General features: G+C 63.2%; 16 protein-coding genes. 13 read left to right on the top strand and 3 right to left on the bottom strand.

Features of this window, described 5'->3' with window-relative positions; all coding sequences use genetic code 11:
• Positions 1-26 precede the first annotated feature (26 nt).
• From D781_RS17755 to hopBF1, 11 genes are all read left to right on the top strand, one after another.
• A complete protein-coding gene (locus tag D781_RS17755; protein ID WP_015673712.1) occupies positions 27-821 on the top strand; it encodes an IclR family transcriptional regulator in 795 nt (264 codons plus the stop codon).
• A gap of 145 nt (positions 822-966) precedes the next feature.
• A complete protein-coding gene (locus tag D781_RS17750) occupies positions 967-1,896 on the top strand; it encodes a VOC family protein (protein ID WP_015673711.1) in 930 nt (309 codons plus the stop codon).
• On the top strand, positions 1,893-3,107 hold the full coding sequence (locus D781_RS17745; RefSeq protein ID WP_015673710.1) for an FAD-dependent oxidoreductase: 1,215 nt from the start codon (positions 1,893-1,895) through the stop codon (positions 3,105-3,107). Before D781_RS17750 ends, D781_RS17745 begins: the two co-directional genes overlap by 4 nt.
• 66 nt (positions 3,108-3,173) lie before the next feature.
• Positions 3,174-4,430: an MFS transporter gene (locus D781_RS17740; RefSeq protein ID WP_015673709.1), complete on the top strand. Its 1,257-nt coding sequence runs from the start codon at positions 3,174-3,176 to the stop codon at positions 4,428-4,430.
• Between the two features lie 30 nt (positions 4,431-4,460).
• Positions 4,461-4,988: a cupin domain-containing protein gene (locus D781_RS17735; protein ID WP_015673708.1), complete on the top strand. Its 528-nt coding sequence runs from the start codon at positions 4,461-4,463 to the stop codon at positions 4,986-4,988.
• Entirely contained in the window at positions 4,985-5,803 is an 819-nt protein-coding gene (locus tag D781_RS17730; protein ID WP_015673707.1) for an alpha/beta hydrolase, read from the top strand. Before D781_RS17735 ends, D781_RS17730 begins: the two co-directional genes overlap by 4 nt.
• Positions 5,800-6,594 carry an SDR family oxidoreductase gene (locus D781_RS17725; RefSeq protein WP_015673706.1) on the top strand — a complete coding sequence of 265 codons (795 nt, stop codon included), beginning with the start codon at positions 5,800-5,802 and terminating at the stop codon, positions 6,592-6,594. Before D781_RS17730 ends, D781_RS17725 begins: the two co-directional genes overlap by 4 nt.
• Positions 6,595-6,610: 16 nt before the next feature.
• Positions 6,611-7,405: an aspartate dehydrogenase gene (locus D781_RS17720; protein WP_015673705.1), complete on the top strand. Its 795-nt coding sequence runs from the start codon at positions 6,611-6,613 to the stop codon at positions 7,403-7,405.
• Between the two features lie 14 nt (positions 7,406-7,419).
• On the top strand, positions 7,420-8,889 hold the full coding sequence (locus tag D781_RS17715; RefSeq protein WP_015673704.1) for an aldehyde dehydrogenase: 1,470 nt from the start codon (positions 7,420-7,422) through the stop codon (positions 8,887-8,889).
• Between the two features lie 50 nt (positions 8,890-8,939).
• Positions 8,940-10,580, top strand: a complete 1,641-nt coding sequence (locus D781_RS17710) for a thiamine pyrophosphate-binding protein (protein ID WP_015673703.1) — start codon at positions 8,940-8,942, stop codon at positions 10,578-10,580.
• Positions 10,581-10,712: 132 nt separating this feature from the next.
• Positions 10,713-11,321 (top strand): T3SS effector protein kinase HopBF1, encoded by a 609-nt coding sequence (hopBF1, locus tag D781_RS17705; RefSeq protein ID WP_015673702.1) that lies wholly within the window; start codon positions 10,713-10,715, stop codon positions 11,319-11,321.
• Positions 11,322-11,364: 43 nt separating this feature from the next.
• Here hopBF1 and D781_RS17700 read toward each other — a convergent pair whose 3' ends face one another.
• A complete protein-coding gene (locus D781_RS17700) occupies positions 11,365-12,120 on the bottom strand; it encodes a M48 family metallopeptidase (protein WP_015673701.1) in 756 nt (251 codons plus the stop codon).
• Positions 12,121-12,358: 238 nt separating this feature from the next.
• Here D781_RS17700 and tkt point away from each other — a divergent pair, with 238 nt between their 5' ends.
• Positions 12,359-14,353: a transketolase gene (gene tkt, locus D781_RS17695; RefSeq protein WP_015673700.1), complete on the top strand. Its 1,995-nt coding sequence runs from the start codon at positions 12,359-12,361 to the stop codon at positions 14,351-14,353.
• Between the two features lie 170 nt (positions 14,354-14,523).
• Positions 14,524-15,075, top strand: coding sequence for a hypothetical protein (locus D781_RS17690; RefSeq protein WP_015673699.1), 552 nt, complete (start codon positions 14,524-14,526; stop codon positions 15,073-15,075).
• Positions 15,076-15,126: 51 nt separating this feature from the next.
• On the opposite strand, the gene D781_RS17685 is transcribed toward D781_RS17690, so the two are convergent.
• A complete protein-coding gene (locus D781_RS17685) occupies positions 15,127-15,801 on the bottom strand; it encodes an oligogalacturonate porin (RefSeq protein ID WP_015673698.1) in 675 nt (224 codons plus the stop codon).
• An 83-nt stretch (positions 15,802-15,884) separates the two neighbouring features.
• Positions 15,885-17,159, bottom strand: a complete 1,275-nt coding sequence (locus tag D781_RS17680; RefSeq protein WP_015673697.1) for a histidine-type phosphatase — start codon at positions 17,157-17,159, stop codon at positions 15,885-15,887.
• Positions 17,160-17,837: the final 678 nt, after the last annotated feature.

The following is a 17,837-nucleotide window of genomic DNA, read 5'->3' as shown; positions in this document are numbered from 1 at the left end:
CCGACGGCGAGAAGAAGGAACAGAGCATGGCGGATGAACAAACGTGTAAATATCTGATCCCCGGACTGGATCGCGGTCTGCAGCTGCTGCTGGCGTTTGGCGAGCAGCACAAGGAGATGACCTTTGCGGAGCTGCACCGTCTGGTCGCCATGCCGAAGGCGACCGCCTACCGGGTGGTGCAGACGCTGGAGCATCTGGGCTTTCTGGAGCGCAACCCGCGCACCAACACCTTCTCGCTGGGCATCAAGGTGCTGCGGCTGGGGTTTGAGTATATCGCCTCGCTGGACGTGGCGCAGGTCGGGCAGCCGGTGATCGAGCAGCTGCGCGATCGCAGCCAGTGCAGCAGCCACCTGGCGATCCGTGACGGACGCGATGTGATCTATATCGCCCGCGTCAGCGCCGCCGGTTCGCAGATCAATCAGGTCAGCGTCGGCACGCGCCTGCCGGTGCATCAGACCTCGCTGGGACGCATGCTGCTGACCCGCACCACGCGCGAGGAATTCGAAGGTCTCTATCCGCAGCAGAGCCTGCCGGGCAGCGGGCCGGGCACGCCGGCTGACCGCGAGGCGCTGTGGCAGATGGTGCAGCAGGATAAGGCGCGCGGCTATGTGATCGGCGAATCGTTTTTCCGCCACGGCATTTCCTCGATCGTCTACCCGATCTTTAACCGCGATCTGCAGGTGGAGGCGGTGGTCAGCATTATGGTGCCGTTCGATCAGATCCCGGCCGAGGATCGCGAGCGGCTGCGGATGGAGGTGCGCGACGCCGCCGGGAAGATTTCCGACTTCCTTGGCGCGCCGCCGCGAGCCGAGGTCGGCTAGCACTATTTTCATGTGCGGCGGGCCGATGCCCGCCCACGGGTTTTCCCAACGGCAAGGTTTAGCGACCGCGTGAGGCGCCTGAAAACGGGCGTCGGGGAACGATCATGCCTGAAACAGGCGTTTCAGAGAACGTGAGGCACAAACAATGAGCGTGATTGGCATCGAACAGCTGGAATTTGGCGTTGAAGATCTGCCAAAGTGCGAGAAATTTATGCGGGACTTCGGCCTGCAGGCGGCGGCGGATCGGCCGTCGGCATTTACCACCCTGAGCGGCGCCGGCGTGCAGCTGCGTCCGCTGGACGACGATGAGCTGCCGCCGGCGTTCGAAGGCGGCTCGACCCTGCGCCGCATGACCTGGGGCGTGGCCGGCCCGGCGGAGCTGGCGGAACTGGCAACGCGGCTGGCGCAGGCGCCGGGCTTTCAGCGTCTGGGCGAGACGCTGGAGTGCCGCGATCCCAACGGCATGACGCTGCGCTTTGTGGTCAGCCGTCAGCGCGAGGTGACGCTGCCGGTCACGCCGATCAATCAGTGGGGCGACGTGCGCCGCATCGACCAGCCCAGCCCGGTCTATGAACAGGCGCAGCCGATCAATATCGGCCACGTGGTGTTCTTTGTCGACGACCTGGCGGCCACCGAACGCTTTTACCGCGAGGCGCTGGGATTTCAGGTGTCCGATCGCTATATCGATCGCGCGGTGTTCCTGCGCACCCAGGCGCGCGGCGGCCACCATAACCTGTTCCTGCTAAAGCTGCCGAACCGCCCGCGCGGGCTGAACCACGTGGCGTTCACCGTGCGCGATATTCATGAAGTGATCGGCGGCGGTCTGGCGATGAATAAAGAACAGTGGAGCACCTTTATCGGCCCCGGCCGCCATCCGATCTCCTCGGCCTACTTCTGGTACGTCAACAGCCCGACCGGCGGCGCGTTCGAGTACTACACCAATGACGATTTCCTGACGGAGAACTGGCAGCCGCGCGAGCTGGAGCATTCGCTGGTGTCGTTTACCGAATGGGCGGTGGAGGGCGGCATCGACCACGACACCCGCCGCCAGCATAAACCGGCGGAGGCGCTATGAGTCAACCGATTTCCGCAGGCATCGTTATCGTCGGCGGCGGTCAGGCCGGCGGCTGGGCGGCGAAAACGCTGCGCGACCGCGGCTACGACGGCACCCTGTCGGTGGTGAGCGATGAACCCTACGATTTTTATGAGCGCCCGCCGCTCTCCAAGGCGGCGCTGCTGGACGATAAGGCGCCGCTCAGCCGCCTGTTCAGCGCCGAGACGGTGGCGGCGCTGGAGATTGACTGGTATCGCCCGCTGCGCGCCGAGCGCGTGGACGCCGCGGCTCAAACGCTGCAGCTCAGCGACGGGCGGCAGCTGCATTTTGACCAGCTGCTGCTGGCCACCGGCGGCCGGCCGCGCCTGCCGGACGCCAGCTGGGCCGACTGCCCGCAGGTGATGACCCTGCGCTCCTGGGACGATGCCGCGCGCCTGCGTCAGGGGCTGTTGCGCAGCCGCCGGCTGGCGATTGTCGGCGGCGGCTGGATCGGGCTAGAGATTGCCGCGTCGGCGCGCAGGCTCGGCGTCGAGGTGACGGTGTTTGAACGCCAGCCCGCGCTGTGCATGCGCAGCGTCGGCGCGGCGGTGTCACAGGCGCTGCTGGCGCTGCATCAGCAGCAGGGCGTGACGCTGCACTGCGACTGCGGCGATATCCGCCTGGAAACGCGCGGCGATGAGGCGTGGATCGCCAGCGCCGTCAGCGCGGCGCAGCCGTTCGATCTGGTGATGGTCGGCATCGGCGTAGAGCTGAATCTGGCGCTGGCGCACAGCGCCGGGCTGCAGCTGGACGGCGGCGGCATCGTGGTCGACGGCCAGGGACGCACCAGCCATCCGGCGATCTTCGCCGCCGGCGACGTGGCGCGCCATCCGACGCTGGGGCTGTGTCTGCAGTCCTGGGCCTACGCGCAGAATCAGGCCATCAGCACCGCCGGCGCGATGCTTGATGCCGACGCGCCGGCCTACGACGACGTCGCCTGGCTGTGGTCGGATCAATATGACGCCAATATCCAGATCCTCGGCGTGCCGATCGGCGGCGTGCATCAGGTGACGCGGCGCACGCCGCAGTCGCAGGTATTTTTCACCCTGAATGCTGACCGGCAGCTGGTGCAGATGGTGGCGTTTAACGACGCGCGCGCCATCAAACTGGGTAAGCGCTGGCTGGCCAGCGGACGGGTACTGGATCCGGCGCAGCTGGCGGATGCGGAATTTTCTCTGATGGCGTTGAAGTAATCCCGGCGGCTTGCAGGCAGCGCCTGTAAGCGCCAGAGGATAACGCCCAAGCGACGGGAGCGTTTCATGACTCTGCAACACATCGACGCCCGCGACGGCCGGGTGGGGGAGGCCGTTGTCGAAAATCAGCCGCAACGGGTGCGCTGGTCGGTGCCTATCGCGCTGTTTGCCTGCGTACTGCTGGCGTTTTTCGACAAGATCAGCATTGCGGCGCTGTTTTCCGACGCCGGTTTCCAGCAGGCGCTGGGCATCAGCTTTGACCCGACGCGTCTCGGGCTGCTGATGAGCGCCTTTCTGTTTTCCTACGGCTTCTCCTCGATGCTGCTGAGCGGCATCGGCGACCGGCTGAACCCGGTGCGGGTGCTGATCGGCATGATGGTGGTCTGGGCGGTGCTGATGGTGATGATGGGCTTTACCCGCTCGTATCACACCATGATGACGCTGCGCATTCTGCTCGGCATTGCCGAAGGGCCGCTGCTGCCGATGGCCTACGCCATTATCCGCCAGGCGTTCCCGCAGCGCCTGCAGGCGCGGGCCACCATGCTGTGGCTGCTGGGCACGCCGCTCGGCGCGGCGCTGGGCTTCCCGGTGACGCTGTTTATTCTCAACACCTTTCACTGGCAGGCGACCTTCTTCTTTATGGCGTTGCTGACGCTGCCGGTGATGCTGCTGGTGCTGTTCGGCCTGCGTCATCTGAAGGTGCAGCGGACGGCGCAGGGGAACCAGACCACGCCGGCCGAGCGCAAACAGCACCGGCAACAGCTGCTGCGCAGCCCGCACTTCTGGATGATCTGCCTGTTTAATATCGCGTTTCTGACCTACCTGTGGGGCATGAACGGCTGGCTGCCGAGCTATCTGATCGAGGGGAAAGGCATCCATCTGGAACACGCCGGCTACCTCTCCTCGCTGCCGTTTATCGCCATGCTGCTGGGGGAAGTGCTGGGGGCCTGGCTGTCGGACAAGCTCGACCGCCGCGCGCTGGCCTGCTTCCTGTCGCTGGCGGGGGCCGGCGTGGGGCTGGCGGCGGTGCTGCAGCTGTCGGGCACCTACAGCGTGATTGCCGCCATGGCGCTCAGCACCTTTATGTGGGGCGCCGGGGCGCCCAACATCTTTGCCCTGCTGGCCAAGGCCACCAGCAGCCAGGTGAGCGCCACCGCCGGCGGCATTTTCAACGGCCTGGGGAATTTTGCCGGCGCGCTGGCGCCGGTGCTGATGGGGGCGCTGATCGCCGCCAGCGGCAATATGGACAGCGGCCTGCTGTTTTTGGTGGTGACGGCCTTCGTCGGCTGCATCATTTTGCTGCCGCTGCTGAAGAAATACTGAGTTTGCCAAATCAATTGAGGAGTGAAAACCATGTCTCAGGTTGACAACAAAGCCGGCGTCAAGCCGCAGGATATCGCGATGGCGGACTGGGTGGAATCACGCATCGCCCGTTTTGAAGGCCGCAAGTATGACTGGAACGCGCTGAAGTTTCAGGCGGATTTCGATCCGAAATACCGCCGCGCGCAGATGCGCTACATCGGCACCGGCGCCACCGGCGTGGCGAGCGACACCAATACCGTGCCGGCCGGCAACTTCACCTTCTCCACCATGGTGCTGCCGTCGAAGTGCGAAGGGCCGCTGCACCTGCATAACGACGTGGAGGAGGTGTTCTTTATGCTGAAAGGCACCATCACGCTGATGATTCAGGACGGCGAGGAGTATTACGAGACGGTGCTGAAGGAGCGCGACCTGATTTCGGTGCCGGCGGGTATTTACCGCGGGCTGTTCAACCACGGCGAGGAAGAGGCGCTGATGTGCGTGATGCTCGGCACCGCCAAGCCGGAGATCCCGACCTATCCGGCGGATCACCCGCTGTCCAGCGTGAAGCGCAACGGATGAATACGCTGCCGGAACGCCAACAGGCGGTCTGCGGCGGCCAGCGGCTGAGCTGGCGCGAGGCCGGTCAGGGGCGGCCGGTGCTGCTGCTGCACGGCATCAGCTCCGGTTCCGCCTCGTGGCTGAAGCAGTTTGCCGACGCGCAATTGCTGGACGGCCACCGGCTGATCGCCTGGGATGCGCCGGGCTACGGCGCCAGCGACGCGCTGGCGAGCGCCGAACCGTTGGCCGCCGATTACGCCGGCGCGCTGGCGGCGCTGGTCAGCCATCTGGGCCTGCATCAGCCGCTGCTGGTGGGGCATTCACTCGGCGCGCTGATGGGCAGCGCCTATGCCGCAGCCTGTCCTGACGGCCTCTGCGGTCTGGCGCTGGCTGACCCGGCGCAGGGCTATGCAACGGCCGATGCGCAGAAGCGCCGCCAGGTGTTCGAACAGCGCCGGCAGATGATGCACACGCTGGGACCGCAGGGCTACGGGGAACAGCGCGCTGCGGCACTGCTGCGCGCCGACGCCGACCCGCAGGATATCGCCTGGGTGCGCCGCGGCATGCAGCAGCTGCATCCGGACGGTTTCCTCAGCGCCGCCTGGATGCTGGCCAACGACGATATCAACGGCTATCTGGCGCGCTATCGCGGCCCGCTGCAGGTGTGGTGCGGCGAACAGGACGCCATTACGCCGCCGGCGGCGGCAGAGGCGCTGGCCGCGCGGCAGGATGCGCCGCTGCACCTGATCGCCGCCGCCGGGCACGCCAGCTATCTTGACGCGCCGGCGAGCTTTAACCGCCTTGTGCGGGACTTTACGGGAGCAATTCAACCATGAATTTCCAGATTGAAAACCGGGTGGCGGTGGTGACCGGCGGCTCGTCGGGCATCGGTTTTGAAACCCTGCGGCTGCTGCTGGCGGAAGGGGCCAGGGTGGCGTTCTGCGGCCGCAGCCAGGACAAGCTTGACGGCGCGCTGGCGCAGCTGCAGGCCGAGTTTCCGCAGGCGCAGATCCTGGCGCAGCGCTGCGACGTGCTGGATCCCGAGCAGGTGGCGCAGTTTGCCGGACAGGTCGAGGCGCGCTTCGGCGGCGTGGATATGCTGATCAATAACGCCGGGCAGGGGTACGTCGCCCATTTTGAGCAGACGCCGCGCACGGCCTGGCTGCACGAGGCCGAACTGAAACTGTTTGGCGTGATTAACCCGCTGCAGGCGTTTCTGCCGGCGCTGGAGCGCTCGGATATCGCCTCGATTACCTGCGTCAACTCGCTGCTGGCGCTGCAGCCGGAAGAGCACATGATCGCCACCTCGGCGGCGCGCGCTGCGCTGCTCAATATGACGCTGACGCTGTCGAAAGAGCTGGTGGACAAGGGCATCCGCGTGAACTCCATCCTGTTGGGGATGGTGGAGTCGGGCCAGTGGCGACGCCGCTTTGCCGAGCGCAGCGACCGTGAGCAAAGCTGGGAATCCTGGACGGCGGCGATTGCCGAGCGGCGCGGCATCCCGATGAAACGGCTGGGCAAGCCGCAGGAGCCGGCGCGCGCGCTGCTGTTTCTGGCCTCGCCGATGGCGTCGTTCACCACCGGCGCGGCGCTGGATGTGTCCGGCGGCTTCAACCGCCATCTGTAAGCCGGGAGCAGAACTGATGAAGAAAATCATGATGATTGGCTACGGCGCGATGGCGAAGGAAGTGTTGTCCCGCCTGCCGGAAGGGGTAGAACCCGGCTGGATCGTGGCGCGCGAGCCGCATCATGCGGCGATTGCCGCCGCGTTCGGCGGCCGGGTGCAGGCGCTGAGCGATCCGCGCGACTGCGACGGCCGGCCCGATCTGGTGCTGGAGTGCGCCAGCCAGCAGGCGGTCGCCGAATTTGGCGAAGCGGTGGTGCAGCGCGGCTGGACGCTGGCGGTGATTTCCACCGGCGCGCTGGCGGACGCCGGGCTGCAGCAGCGCATTCAGCAGGCCAGCCGCGACCATCACGGCCGCGTCTGGGTGCTGTCCGGCGCGGTGGCGGGCATGGACGGGCTGGCGTCGGCGCGGGAAGGCGGGCTGAGCTGCGTCACCTATCAGGCCAGCAAAAGCCCGGCCAGCTGGCGCGGCAGCCCGGCGGAAACCCTGATCGACCTTGATGCGGTCAGCGAGGCGCAGGTGTTCTTCGAAGGCAGCGCGCGTGAAGCGGCCAGGCTGTTCCCGGCCAACGCCAACGTGGCGGCCACCATTGCGCTGCACGGGCTGGGGATGGATGAGACGCGGGTGCGCCTGCAGGTGGATCCGCATACCCGGCGCAATACGCACCGGCTGCAGGCGCAGGGCGCCTTCGGCGAATTTCAGATTGAATTAAGCGGCACGCCGCTGGCCAGCAACCCGAAAACCTCGACGCTGGCGGCGCTGAGTGCGGTGCAGGCCTGCCGCCGTCTGCTGGACGGCGAACTGACGGCATAAAGGGGAATAACAGTATGGCGATACAAAAGATTTTTCTGGCCGGGCGCTGGTGTGAAGGGCGCGGCGAGCCGATGCGCTCCACCTTTCCGGCCGACGGTTCGCTGAACGCCGAACTGCGCGCCGCCGACGTGAACGACGTTAATGAGGCGGTCGAGGCGGCGGAGCGCGCCTGGCGCGACCCGCAGTGGTGCGGACTGGTGCCGCATCAGCGCGCGGCGGTGTTATATCGCGTCAGCGATCTGATTAATCAACAGCTGGAGACGCTGGCGCAGCTGCAGACGCGCGACAACGGCAAGCCGCTGGCGGAAACCCGCGGCCTGGTGGCCAGCGCGGCGGCCACCGCGCGCTATTTCGCCGCCGCCTGCGAAGTGCTGGAAGGGGAACTGCCCACCCAGCGCAATAGTGAAGTGATGACGCTGAGCCAGTACCAGCCGCTGGGGGTGATCGCCGCCATTACGCCGTGGAACTCGCCGATCGCCAGCGAAATGCAAAAGGTGGCGCCGGCGCTGGCGGCCGGCAACGCGGTGATCCTGAAGCCGGCGGAGGCCACGCCGCTGATGGCGCTGAAGCTGGCGGAGCTGTTTGAACAGGCGGGGCTGCCCGCCGGCTTGCTCAGCGTGCTGCCGGGCAAAGGCTCGGTGATTGGCGAAGCGTTGGCGCGCCACCCGCTGGTGAAAAAGATTTCCTTTACCGGCGGCACCGGCACCGGTCGCCATCTGGCGCATATCGCCGCCGAGAAGCTGATCCCCACGTCGCTGGAGCTGGGGGGCAAGTCGCCGACCATCGTGCTGGAGGACGCCGATCTGGAGCAGGCGGCGCGCGGCATCTGCTACGGCATTTTCAGCTCGGCCGGCCAGGCGTGCATCGCCGGCTCCCGGCTGTTTGTGCACCGTTCGCTGTATCAGCCGCTGTTGACGCGCCTGTGTGAGCTGGCGGGCGGGCTGCGCCTTGGCGATCCGCGGCAGCCGGGCGTGCATATGGGGCCGCTGATAAATGACAAACATCGACAGAGCGTGGCGGCGTACGTGGCGCTGGCGCGTCAGGAGGGCGGCCGGGTGCTGATCGGCGGCGAAGCGCCGGCGGATCCGCAGCTGGCGGACGGCAGCTATTACCTGCCGACCATTATCGACGGATTGAGCAACGACGCGCGGGTCTGCCAGGAGGAGATCTTCGGGCCGGTGCTGGTGGCGATGCCGTTCGACGATGAACAGCAGCTGATCGCCATGGCCAACGATTCGGTCTACGGCCTGGCTGCCGGCATCTGGAGCCGCGATTTCCCGCGCGCCATGGCGCTGGCGGAGCAGCTGGAGACCGGCACCGTCTGGGTCAACACCTACAAGACATTCTCGATTTCCACGCCGTTCGGCGGCGTTAAGCAAAGCGGCCTGGGACGGGAAAAAGGGCTGCACGGCATCAAGGCCTATATGCAACAGAAAAGCCTGTATCTGGCGCTGACCCATCAGGTAAACCGCTGGAGCGACTGAGCGCGGCGCGCGACCTATCCCTACGCATTAATATGATAAGAAGGCAGATGATGAGCGATAAAATAACGGTTGGTGAGGCGATAGCCCGGACTCTGGAGCAATACGCGGTGTCGGCGATGTACGGCATCATCTCGATTCATAATTTGCCGATCGCCGATGCCGTCGGGCAGCGCGGGGCAATCCGCTTTGTGCCGGCGCGCGGCGAGGCGGGCGCGGTGACGATGGCCGACGCCCACGGCCGTTTTTCCGGCCTCGGGGTGGCGCTGACCAGCACCGGCGCCGGCGCGGGCAACGCGGTGGGGGCGATGATTGAAGCGCTGAACGCCAATACGCCGCTGCTGCACATCACCGGCCAGGTGGAAAAGGCGTATCTGGATGCCGACGCCGGTTTTATTCACGAAACCAAAGATCAGATGGGCTTCCTGCGCGCCTGTGCAAAACGCGCCTATCGGGTCAACAGCGCCGAGCAGGCGGTGGCGGTGATCCAGCGGGCGATTCAGGAGGCGCAGACCGCACCCTGCGGCCCGGTGGCGGTAGAGATCCCGATTGATATCCAGAGCAGCCTGGTCTCCAGCGCGGTGCTGACGCCGGCCGTTGCGCCACCGGCCTTGCCGGCGGCGGATGCGGCGGCGGTGGAGCGTTTGTACCTGCGTCTGAAGGCCGCCAAACGGCCGCTGCTGTGGCTGGGCGGCGGTGCGCTGGGCTGCGCGGCGGCGGTGCAGCGGCTGGCGGACGCCGGCGTGGCGGTGATGTCCAGCACCCACGGCCGCGGCATTCTGCCGGACAGCCATCCGCGCAGCCTGCGTGCTTTTCATAACTCGCCGAGCGTGGAGCAGATCCTGAACCGCTGCGACCTGACGCTGGTGGCCGGTTCACGCCTGCGCAGCAACGAAACCCGCACCTGGACGCTGCCGCTGCCGCGCCCGCTGGTGCAGATAGATATCGACCCGGCGGCGGCCAACCGCAACTATCTGGCGGATGAGCAGGTAAACGGCGACTGCGGCGCGCTGCTGACGGCGCTGGCGGCGCGCTTTACGCCGGGTGAGAAGGTCGATGCCGAGTGGGACGCCGACATTGCCGCCGCGGTGCAGCAGGCGGAACAGGCGCTGCGCGAGCAGTCCGGCGAATATGCCAAGCTCAGCGACGCCATCGCCGCCGCCCTGCCGGATGACGGTCTGCTGGTGCGCGATATCACCGTTTCCGGCAGCGTGTGGGGCAGCCGACTGTTCCGCGCGCTGGCGCCGCGGTGCAATATCCACTCGCTGGCCGGCGCCATCGGTATGGGGCTGCCGATGGCGATCGGCACGGCGATCGCCAACCCGCAGCGTAAGGTGGTGGGGCTGGTGGGTGACGGCGGGCTGGCGCTGGGGCTGGGGGAGCTGGCGACCATGGCGCAGGAGCAGGCCAATATCACGCTGCTGATCATGAACGACGGCGGCTACGGCGTGATGCGCGGTATTCAGGACAAGTACTTCGCCGGCCGTCAGTATTACAACGAGCTGCACACTCCGGCATTCGCCCAGGTGGCGGAGGCGATGGGGCTGAAGGCCTGGAAGATAGACAGCGCCGCACAGTTCGGCGGGGTGCTGGCGGAGGCGATCAACTACCCGGGGCCGTCGGTGGTGGAAGTGGATATGAAACAGGTCGGGCCGTTAACCTTTGCCGGGCCGCCGCAAAAGACGCTGTACTGAGTAAGCGCCGGGGACGGTCTGCCGTCCCTGTTGGCGTGATACGCATGGGGTGAACGCCTCCGGGAACCGCTGCGCATTTTTGTCCACTTAACGCCAGTGTGATGACTAACGCTATCGTTTAAGGAGATAACCATGCTTAACGTTTCCAATACCACCAGCGCGGCGCGTAACGCCGCGCTGTCCGCCACTGCCGCCGCCGGCGCACAATTTACCGAGGTCGCCGCCTTAGGGCAGAAGATCGGCGAAGGCAGCCAAAAGGATGTGTTCCACTCGCTGCAAAACGCCAATCACTGTGTTTGTTTGTTCCGTCCCGGTACCACAGGGGTACAGTCCGCCGAACAGGTCGCGCAAAACGAGCAGGCTGCCACCCATAAGCTGAAAGAATTGGGGTTCCCGGTGGTGGACGTGCATGGATTGGTTTCCCATAACGGGCAGTTTGGCCTGAGTAAAGAGTTTATTCGTCAGGCCATTGATGCTGCTGATATCACCCAGGGTAAACAGGAATTACCCGAGGAGAAAGGTTTCAATAAAAACGTGGAACAGGACTGCAACGATATTATTAAGCAGTTAAAAAGCCACAATTTGCATATCGATGATTTGCAGTTTCTGATCGATGAAAACGGCAGGGTGCGGATTAACGATCCGCGCAAGATAGAGTCTTCATCGCCGGAGAAAAGTATTGCGAAGGTAAAAGAGTTGAAAGGGTTTGCGGTGAATAATCTCTTGAGCGACAGCGAGTAATCTTGGTCGTGAACGGGGGCCGCAGCCCCCGTCAATAGTACGATTACTTGCCTTCGGCGGCGATGCGATCGCGGATATGCTGCGCGCGCGCTTCGGAAGACGGGTGATCGTCAAACATGCTGCTCTGACGTCCGGCTTCCATCTTGGCCAGTTTTTCGAAGCTGGTGACCAGCCCGTTCGGGTTGATGCCGCGCTTCTTCAGCAGATCGAACGAGTAGTCGTCCGCTTCGCTCTCCTGCTTCTGGGAGAACTGGGCGCTGACCAGCTTCTCGCCGATATCCGCCAGCTGCGACTGCGACAGCGAGCCGATGATGCCGCCGGTCGAGGCCGCCGCGGTGCGCAGCGCGACCGTGCCGTACGCCACCTGCATCGCCTTGCGGGTGTGGCCCAGCGCTACGTGGCCCATCTCATGGCCCAGCACGCCTTCCACTTCGTTGTCGTTCATCATGTCCATCAGGCCGCTGTAAACGCGGATACAGCCGTTGGCCATCGCCCAGGCGTTGACGTCTTTGGTGACGTACACCTTGTAGTTGGCCGGAGTGCCGTCGATATTATCGCCCAGCGCCGCCGCGATTTTATTCAGACGTTTGGCGTAGGTGCTGTTGGCCGGCGCGATTTTCGCCTTGCTGTCCATTTCGACGCAGGATTTATCACTTAACGCTTTGACATCATCGTTGCTCAGGGTCGCCGCCTGGAACGCCTGCGCGCCGGATTGCATCAGGGTGTTGGGGTCGAGGTTTTGGCAACCGCTGACCAGCGTTGCAATACCTAATGCAATCAAAGAGGTACGGATCTTCATAAAGCCATCTTCCTGTGATAGTAACAAGGTTATTTATACTATTGAGCTGAAACAATTTCGCTCGCAACAGCCTAGTGTACGACACTCGACGGCAAAATAGTGTTATTCCGAAAAACGGGCCAATCGTGCTAATAAGTTGTGAACTCGCTCTCATTTACTATTAGGGATTGCCGGATTCATGCCGAGTCTGAGAAAATGCCAAGCTTGACTGCTTTTTTCATCCGACTTGGAGTAAAACATGTCCTCTCGTAAAGAGCTTGCCAACGCCATCCGCGCCCTCAGCATGGATGCCGTACAAAAAGCAAAATCCGGTCACCCGGGCGCCCCAATGGGTATGGCCGATATCGCCGAAGTCCTGTGGCGCGACTACCTCAGCCACAACCCCACCAACCCGCACTGGGCCGACCGCGACCGCTTCGTCCTCTCCAACGGCCATGGCTCCATGTTGATTTACAGCCTCCTGCATCTCACCGGCTACGACCTGCCGATGCGCGAGCTGGAAAACTTCCGTCAGCTGCACTCCAAAACCCCGGGCCACCCTGAGTACGGCTACACCGCCGGCGTCGAGACCACCACCGGTCCTCTCGGCCAGGGCATCGCCAACGCCGTCGGCTTCGCCATCGCCGAACGCACCCTGGCCGCCCAGTTCAACCGTCCCGGCCATGACATTGTCGACCACAACACCTACGTCTTTATGGGCGACGGCTGCATGATGGAAGGCATCTCCCACGAAGTCTGCTCCCTGGCCGGCACCCTCAAGCTCGGCAAGCTGACCGCCTTCTACGATGACAACGGCATCTCCATCGACGGCCACGTCGACGGCTGGTTCACCGACGACACCGCCAAGCGCTTTGAAGCCTACGGCTGGCACGTGGTGCGCGGCGTGGACGGCCACGACGCCGACGCCATCAAGGCGGCGGTTGAGGAAGCCCGCAAGGTCACCGACAAGCCGTCCCTGCTGATGTGCAAGACCGTTATCGGCTTCGGCTCGCCGAACAAGGCCGGCACCCACGATTCCCACGGCGCGCCGCTGGGCGAGGCCGAAGTGGCCGCCACCCGCGAGCAGCTGGGCTGGCACTACCCGCCGTTTGAAATCCCGCAGGACATCTACGCCCAGTGGGACGCCAAAGAGGCCGGTCAGGCGCGTGAAGCCGCCTGGAACGACAAGTTCGCCGCCTACGCGCAGGCCTTCCCGGAACTGGCCGCCGAGTTCACCCGCCGCATGAGCGGCGAGCTGCCGGCCGACTGGCAGGCGCAGGCCAAGGCCTACGTCGAGCAGCTGCAGGCCAACCCGGCCAACATCGCCAGCCGCAAGGCGTCGCAGAACGCGCTGGAAGCCTTCGGCAAACTGCTGCCGGAATTCCTCGGCGGCTCCGCCGACCTGGCGCCGAGCAACCTGACCATGTGGTCCGGCTCCAAACCGCTGAACGAAGACCCGGCGGGCAACTACATCCACTACGGCGTGCGCGAGTTCGGCATGACCGCCATCACCAACGGCATCGCGCTGCACGGCGGCTTCCTGCCGTACTCGGCGACCTTCCTGATGTTTGTGGAATACGCGCGTAACGCGGTGCGCATGGCGGCGCTGATGAAGCAGCGCAACGTGTTCGTCTACACCCACGACTCCATCGGTCTGGGCGAAGACGGTCCGACCCACCAGCCGGTGGAGCAGCTGGCCAGCCTGCGCGTCACGCCGAACATGAGCACCTGGCGTCCGTGCGACCAGGTGGAGTCGGCGATTGCCTGGCAGTACGCCATCGAGCGCAACGACGGCCCGACGGCGCTGATTTTCTCGCGTCAGAACCTGGCGCAGCAGCCGCGCAGCGCAGAGCAGCTGGCGAACGTGTATCGCGGCGCCTACGTGCTGCAGGACTGCGACGGCACGCCGGACGTTATCCTGATTGCCACCGGCTCGGAAGTGGAGCTGGCGGTCGAGGCGGCGGGTCAGCTGACCGCAGCGGGCCGCAAGGCGCGCGTGGTGTCGATGCCGTCAACCGACGCGTTCGACAAGCAGGATGCGGCCTACCGCGAAGCGGTGCTGCCGGCGGCGGTAACGGCGCGGGTGGCGATTGAAGCGGGCATTGCGGACTACTGGCTGAAGTACACCGGCCTGAACGGCGCGGTGGTGGGCATGACCACCTTCGGCGAGTCGGCACCGGCGGACCAGCTGTTCAAGGAATTCGGCTTCACCGTGGAGAATGTGGTGGCGCAGGCTCAGGCGCTGCTGAAGTAACCGGCGGCTAGCGGCCATCATAAACGGCCCAGGCAACCAGGGCCAATGCCGGTCAGTGAAAGCTGACCGGCTTTTTTATGCGCGCTTCACGTGCCGGGCTATTACACGCCGTTATGTTTATGTCATGATTGACCGGATGTGACATCCATACGTCTGTAGATGAGGGAACTATGAAAAAAACAGTTGTTGCGCTATCTGCGCTTTTCCTGGCCGCACCGGTGTTTGCCAACACGGTTACCCATGCATCCGATGAGGCCGTAGCTGAAGCGCATAAAGGTGCTAACACGGCAAAAGAGACGTTGCATCAGGCGCAGAATAAAGGCGAAGCGCTGAGATCTGAGCATGCAGCGGAAGGGAAAAGTGACACCATGAGCCACAAGGTGAGTGAGAAATCTCAGGAAACCTGGCACAAGGCCAAAGAAGGCACAGAAAAGGGGTGGAACAGTACCAAAGAAGGCGCCGAGAAAGGCTGGAATAAGACGAAGGAAGGTACCGGCAAGGCCTGGGACAAGACCAAAGACGTGTCTGAAAAAACCTGGGATAAAACCAAAGAAGGCGCCGAGAAAGGCTGGAATAAAACGAAGGAAGGCACTGGCAAGGCCTGGGACAGAACCAAAGCCGGGTCTGAAAAAACCTGGGATAAAACCAAAGAAGGCGCCGAGAAAGGTTGGGATAAAACCAAGCAGGGCGCTGAAGAGCTGAAGAAAAAAGTGACCGAATAATCATACCGATTCGGAACATTAACAGCCCACGCGATGCGTGGGCTGTCGCGTTTATAGCATCCGCCAGACAAAACCCGCTTTCAACATCGTCTGGCGATGAGCGCTGCTGCTGGAAACGGCGGTATTTTTTAACTCAATAAACGGCGCCAGGCTGGGGGTAAGCCGGTAGCTGACTTGCAGTTTTCCTTCCACGTCTTCCCGGTGGCCGCGATACAGCGGCTGATTGCTTTTCTTATATTTAACGCCGTAATTCAGCGTTACCCCGGCTATTTTATCGCCGTTCATTAACTGCCAGATTTGCGTCTGCTTACGTGCTTTTCCCGTGGTTCTTTTTATTTCATAGCGATACATCAGCGACAGCTTTTGATGTTTCGTATAGTGGTAGCTCAATTTCAGCTGCGGCTTATATTTACGGGAGTTGGCTTTTCTGCTCCAGCCCATCTCCGGCGTGACGTCCAGTAATGAATACGGCTGAAATTTCTGCTTCAAATGATATTTTAATTCATCGTGGCCGCCGTGGCGCCATGCGGCGCTCCCTGATTCCCGGGCCGCGCGTTTATATTCCAGACCGGCGCCGAAGCCGCCGGAAAAGCCATGGCTGATGCCCAGGCTCTCCTTATGGATCTTATCGACATCGGCAACCTCATGGTAATACTTCAGTTCCAGCGCATAAGCGTGATGGACCGCACCGCTCAAGCACAGCAGCAGCGAAATAAGATATTTCATGATGGATGAGCTCCGCGCCGCGGTATTGCGGCGAAGCGGCCCGCAGGGAAAGGGTTCCGCTGCGGGCGTTTAGTCAGCGGTGATTACCACTCAGAGTGCCAGCCGATGTCTGGCAGCGCGTCTGAATCGATAGCCTTATGCATATGTGCCAGGCTGGAGGACAGCGGGCAGAGCGTACCCACGTCGGTGGTGCGGCACCCCGGGGCGCGGTATTCGGTTTTCAGCAGCGGATGCTTTGGCCCCGGCGGCGTCAGGTTGCGGAGCTGATCCAGGCTCTGGGACTGGAACAGAATACGGATATAGCGCTGTCCGCTGTCGTTGTCGCGCCAGCGTTCGAATACCAGGCTGCCGGCCGGCGGAATATTGCCCTGAGGGTAGTTTCCCTGCTGCCAGTTAAAGCCCAGCAGAGTCCGCAGAAACGCAATATTGGTGTCATGGGCCACAATCAGCAGCCAGCGCGCTTCAGGCGGCCCTTTCGGGTCACGTTTGCCGGGCTGTAGCGCCAGCGCGATCTGGTTGAGCAGCACCGAGCCGCCGCGCCGGGCTACCAGCGGAATATCATTGGTCAGGCTGTACCGCAGGGTGAGCAGCGGCATCAGAGCGGCGACCTCAGTGGCGTTGCGGGCATGTCCAAAAGCGACCTGCTCCGGCGGTAGATTTTCGCTCCAGGCCAGGCGAATAGTCTCGGCCATATTCGACAGGACATTCAGCCCCTGAATCGCGACCTTGCCGTTGGCGCTGACCTGCGGCGTCCAGGGCTCATCGAATACCGGACAGTGGTCTCCGGCGCAGACCGCCTGCTTCAGGCGGGCGATATCACCGGCATAGCGCTGTTTTAACCGCTCGGGAGAGCCCTTCATCGCCTGGTCGATAGCGGCCTTGGCCTGCTGCGGATCCAGCGTGACCAATCCCATTTTCAGCGCGTGGAACAGCGGGTCGTGCTCGCCTTTCAGACCGTGAATCGTGACACCGCAGCCGGGGAACGCGCCGTCGGTCAATGCCCTGGCGGTAGCGCGGGTACGTTGCAGCGGGCTGGCCCAGACATAGAGATCGCCCGGAGCGGGGCATCCCGCCGGCAACAGGCCGTGCTGGCGCCAGTTCTCCGCTTCGGCCTGGCCTTTCAGCAGAGCGGCGGCATAGCCGTGACCGGTGAGCTCGCCGTCCCGGTTGTACCAGACCGGCCAGGCGCGCCCGCTCCCGGCCTCCATGGCGCTGCGGTTGCCCGCCGTTGGGGGACGAACTCCGTGGCGGCTGACTTCCACGACTTTTTCCAGCGTCCAAGAGGAGGCGGCCAGCGCGCTGTTGATGGAAATGGCAGCAAAGAACAGCCCCGCCAGTAATTTACGTAATATAAACATGTTGTTGTCCTTATTGATGAGAAGTCGACCTGAATCAGTCGCTGACGGAGTGCCTGAGACTGTTGCGTCGGATAACAATAGCGGCGGTGATACAGGACATTGATAACGTCGCGCTATTTCGGTGGCGATTTCCGTGGGCAATTCTATGGTCGTATGTCGTTTTCTTAGTATTGCACACGTGTGCATAATCGGGGTAAAAAAAATGCCCGACCGGCGGAAGGCAGTATGGGCATATTTCCGACCCGGTTCTGTGATCCTTACCAAATAAAATAAATATTCTTTTGGTTGTGAAAACAAAATAATAATTCCAGTTGGTGGCGTGCAGTCAACCGAACGGGAATTACTTTCTTAACCGATGGGTGTCGATCGTCGCTTATACTCCGGGTAAGCAGTGATACGGTTTCAGAGGCCGGTTGTTCCACATTCTGGCGCTGGGGAGCAACGGCTGGGCGGCATATCCGGCCGCGGAGGGGGGAAGTCGGCGTAACGGGGTATCAATAGCATGACGCTTATGATTTCCAGGACTGAAAACCGAAAAACTTTTGTCATCGAATAAAGCTGTTCTATCTGACGGGCCGGAGCCGTTGCAGATATTCCGCCAGCTGTCGTCAAACTCCGATGGGGTGGTGCGTCGCTAGTCTGAAGGCGCCGTTGCGGCGCCTTCAGACTGCTGACAAA

Origin of the sequence: Serratia sp. FGI94 (assembly GCF_000330865.1) — a bacterium.
Taxonomy (GTDB): domain Bacteria; phylum Pseudomonadota; class Gammaproteobacteria; order Enterobacterales; family Enterobacteriaceae; genus Serratia_B; species Serratia_B rubidaea.
The sequence above is the reverse complement of the archived record's forward strand: the minus strand, read 5'-3'. Positions and strand labels throughout refer to the sequence as shown.

What these genes read in the sequence shown, in the direction of transcription:
- D781_RS17720 (WP_015673705.1), top strand. Translation starts at nt 6,611, where the DNA reads ATGAAGAAAATCATGATGATTGGCTACGGCGCGATGGCGAAGGAAGTG.
- D781_RS17725 (WP_015673706.1), top strand. Translation starts at nt 5,800, where the DNA reads ATGAATTTCCAGATTGAAAACCGGGTGGCGGTGGTGACCGGCGGCTCG.
- D781_RS17735 (WP_015673708.1), top strand. Translation starts at nt 4,461, where the DNA reads ATGTCTCAGGTTGACAACAAAGCCGGCGTCAAGCCGCAGGATATCGCG.
- D781_RS17730 (WP_015673707.1), top strand. Translation starts at nt 4,985, where the DNA reads ATGAATACGCTGCCGGAACGCCAACAGGCGGTCTGCGGCGGCCAGCGG.
- D781_RS17715 (WP_015673704.1), top strand. Translation starts at nt 7,420, where the DNA reads ATGGCGATACAAAAGATTTTTCTGGCCGGGCGCTGGTGTGAAGGGCGC.
- D781_RS17745 (WP_015673710.1), top strand. Translation starts at nt 1,893, where the DNA reads ATGAGTCAACCGATTTCCGCAGGCATCGTTATCGTCGGCGGCGGTCAG.
- D781_RS17680 (WP_015673697.1), bottom strand. Translation starts at nt 17,159, where the DNA reads ATGTTTATATTACGTAAATTACTGGCGGGGCTGTTCTTTGCTGCCATT.
- D781_RS17755 (WP_015673712.1), top strand. Translation starts at nt 27, where the DNA reads ATGGCGGATGAACAAACGTGTAAATATCTGATCCCCGGACTGGATCGC.
- D781_RS17700 (WP_015673701.1), bottom strand. Translation starts at nt 12,120, where the DNA reads ATGAAGATCCGTACCTCTTTGATTGCATTAGGTATTGCAACGCTGGTC.
- tkt (WP_015673700.1), top strand. Translation starts at nt 12,359, where the DNA reads ATGTCCTCTCGTAAAGAGCTTGCCAACGCCATCCGCGCCCTCAGCATG.
- D781_RS17710 (WP_015673703.1), top strand. Translation starts at nt 8,940, where the DNA reads ATGAGCGATAAAATAACGGTTGGTGAGGCGATAGCCCGGACTCTGGAG.
- D781_RS17740 (WP_015673709.1), top strand. Translation starts at nt 3,174, where the DNA reads ATGACTCTGCAACACATCGACGCCCGCGACGGCCGGGTGGGGGAGGCC.
- hopBF1 (WP_015673702.1), top strand. Translation starts at nt 10,713, where the DNA reads ATGCTTAACGTTTCCAATACCACCAGCGCGGCGCGTAACGCCGCGCTG.
- D781_RS17690 (WP_015673699.1), top strand. Translation starts at nt 14,524, where the DNA reads ATGAAAAAAACAGTTGTTGCGCTATCTGCGCTTTTCCTGGCCGCACCG.
- D781_RS17750 (WP_015673711.1), top strand. Translation starts at nt 967, where the DNA reads ATGAGCGTGATTGGCATCGAACAGCTGGAATTTGGCGTTGAAGATCTG.
- D781_RS17685 (WP_015673698.1), bottom strand. Translation starts at nt 15,801, where the DNA reads ATGAAATATCTTATTTCGCTGCTGCTGTGCTTGAGCGGTGCGGTCCAT.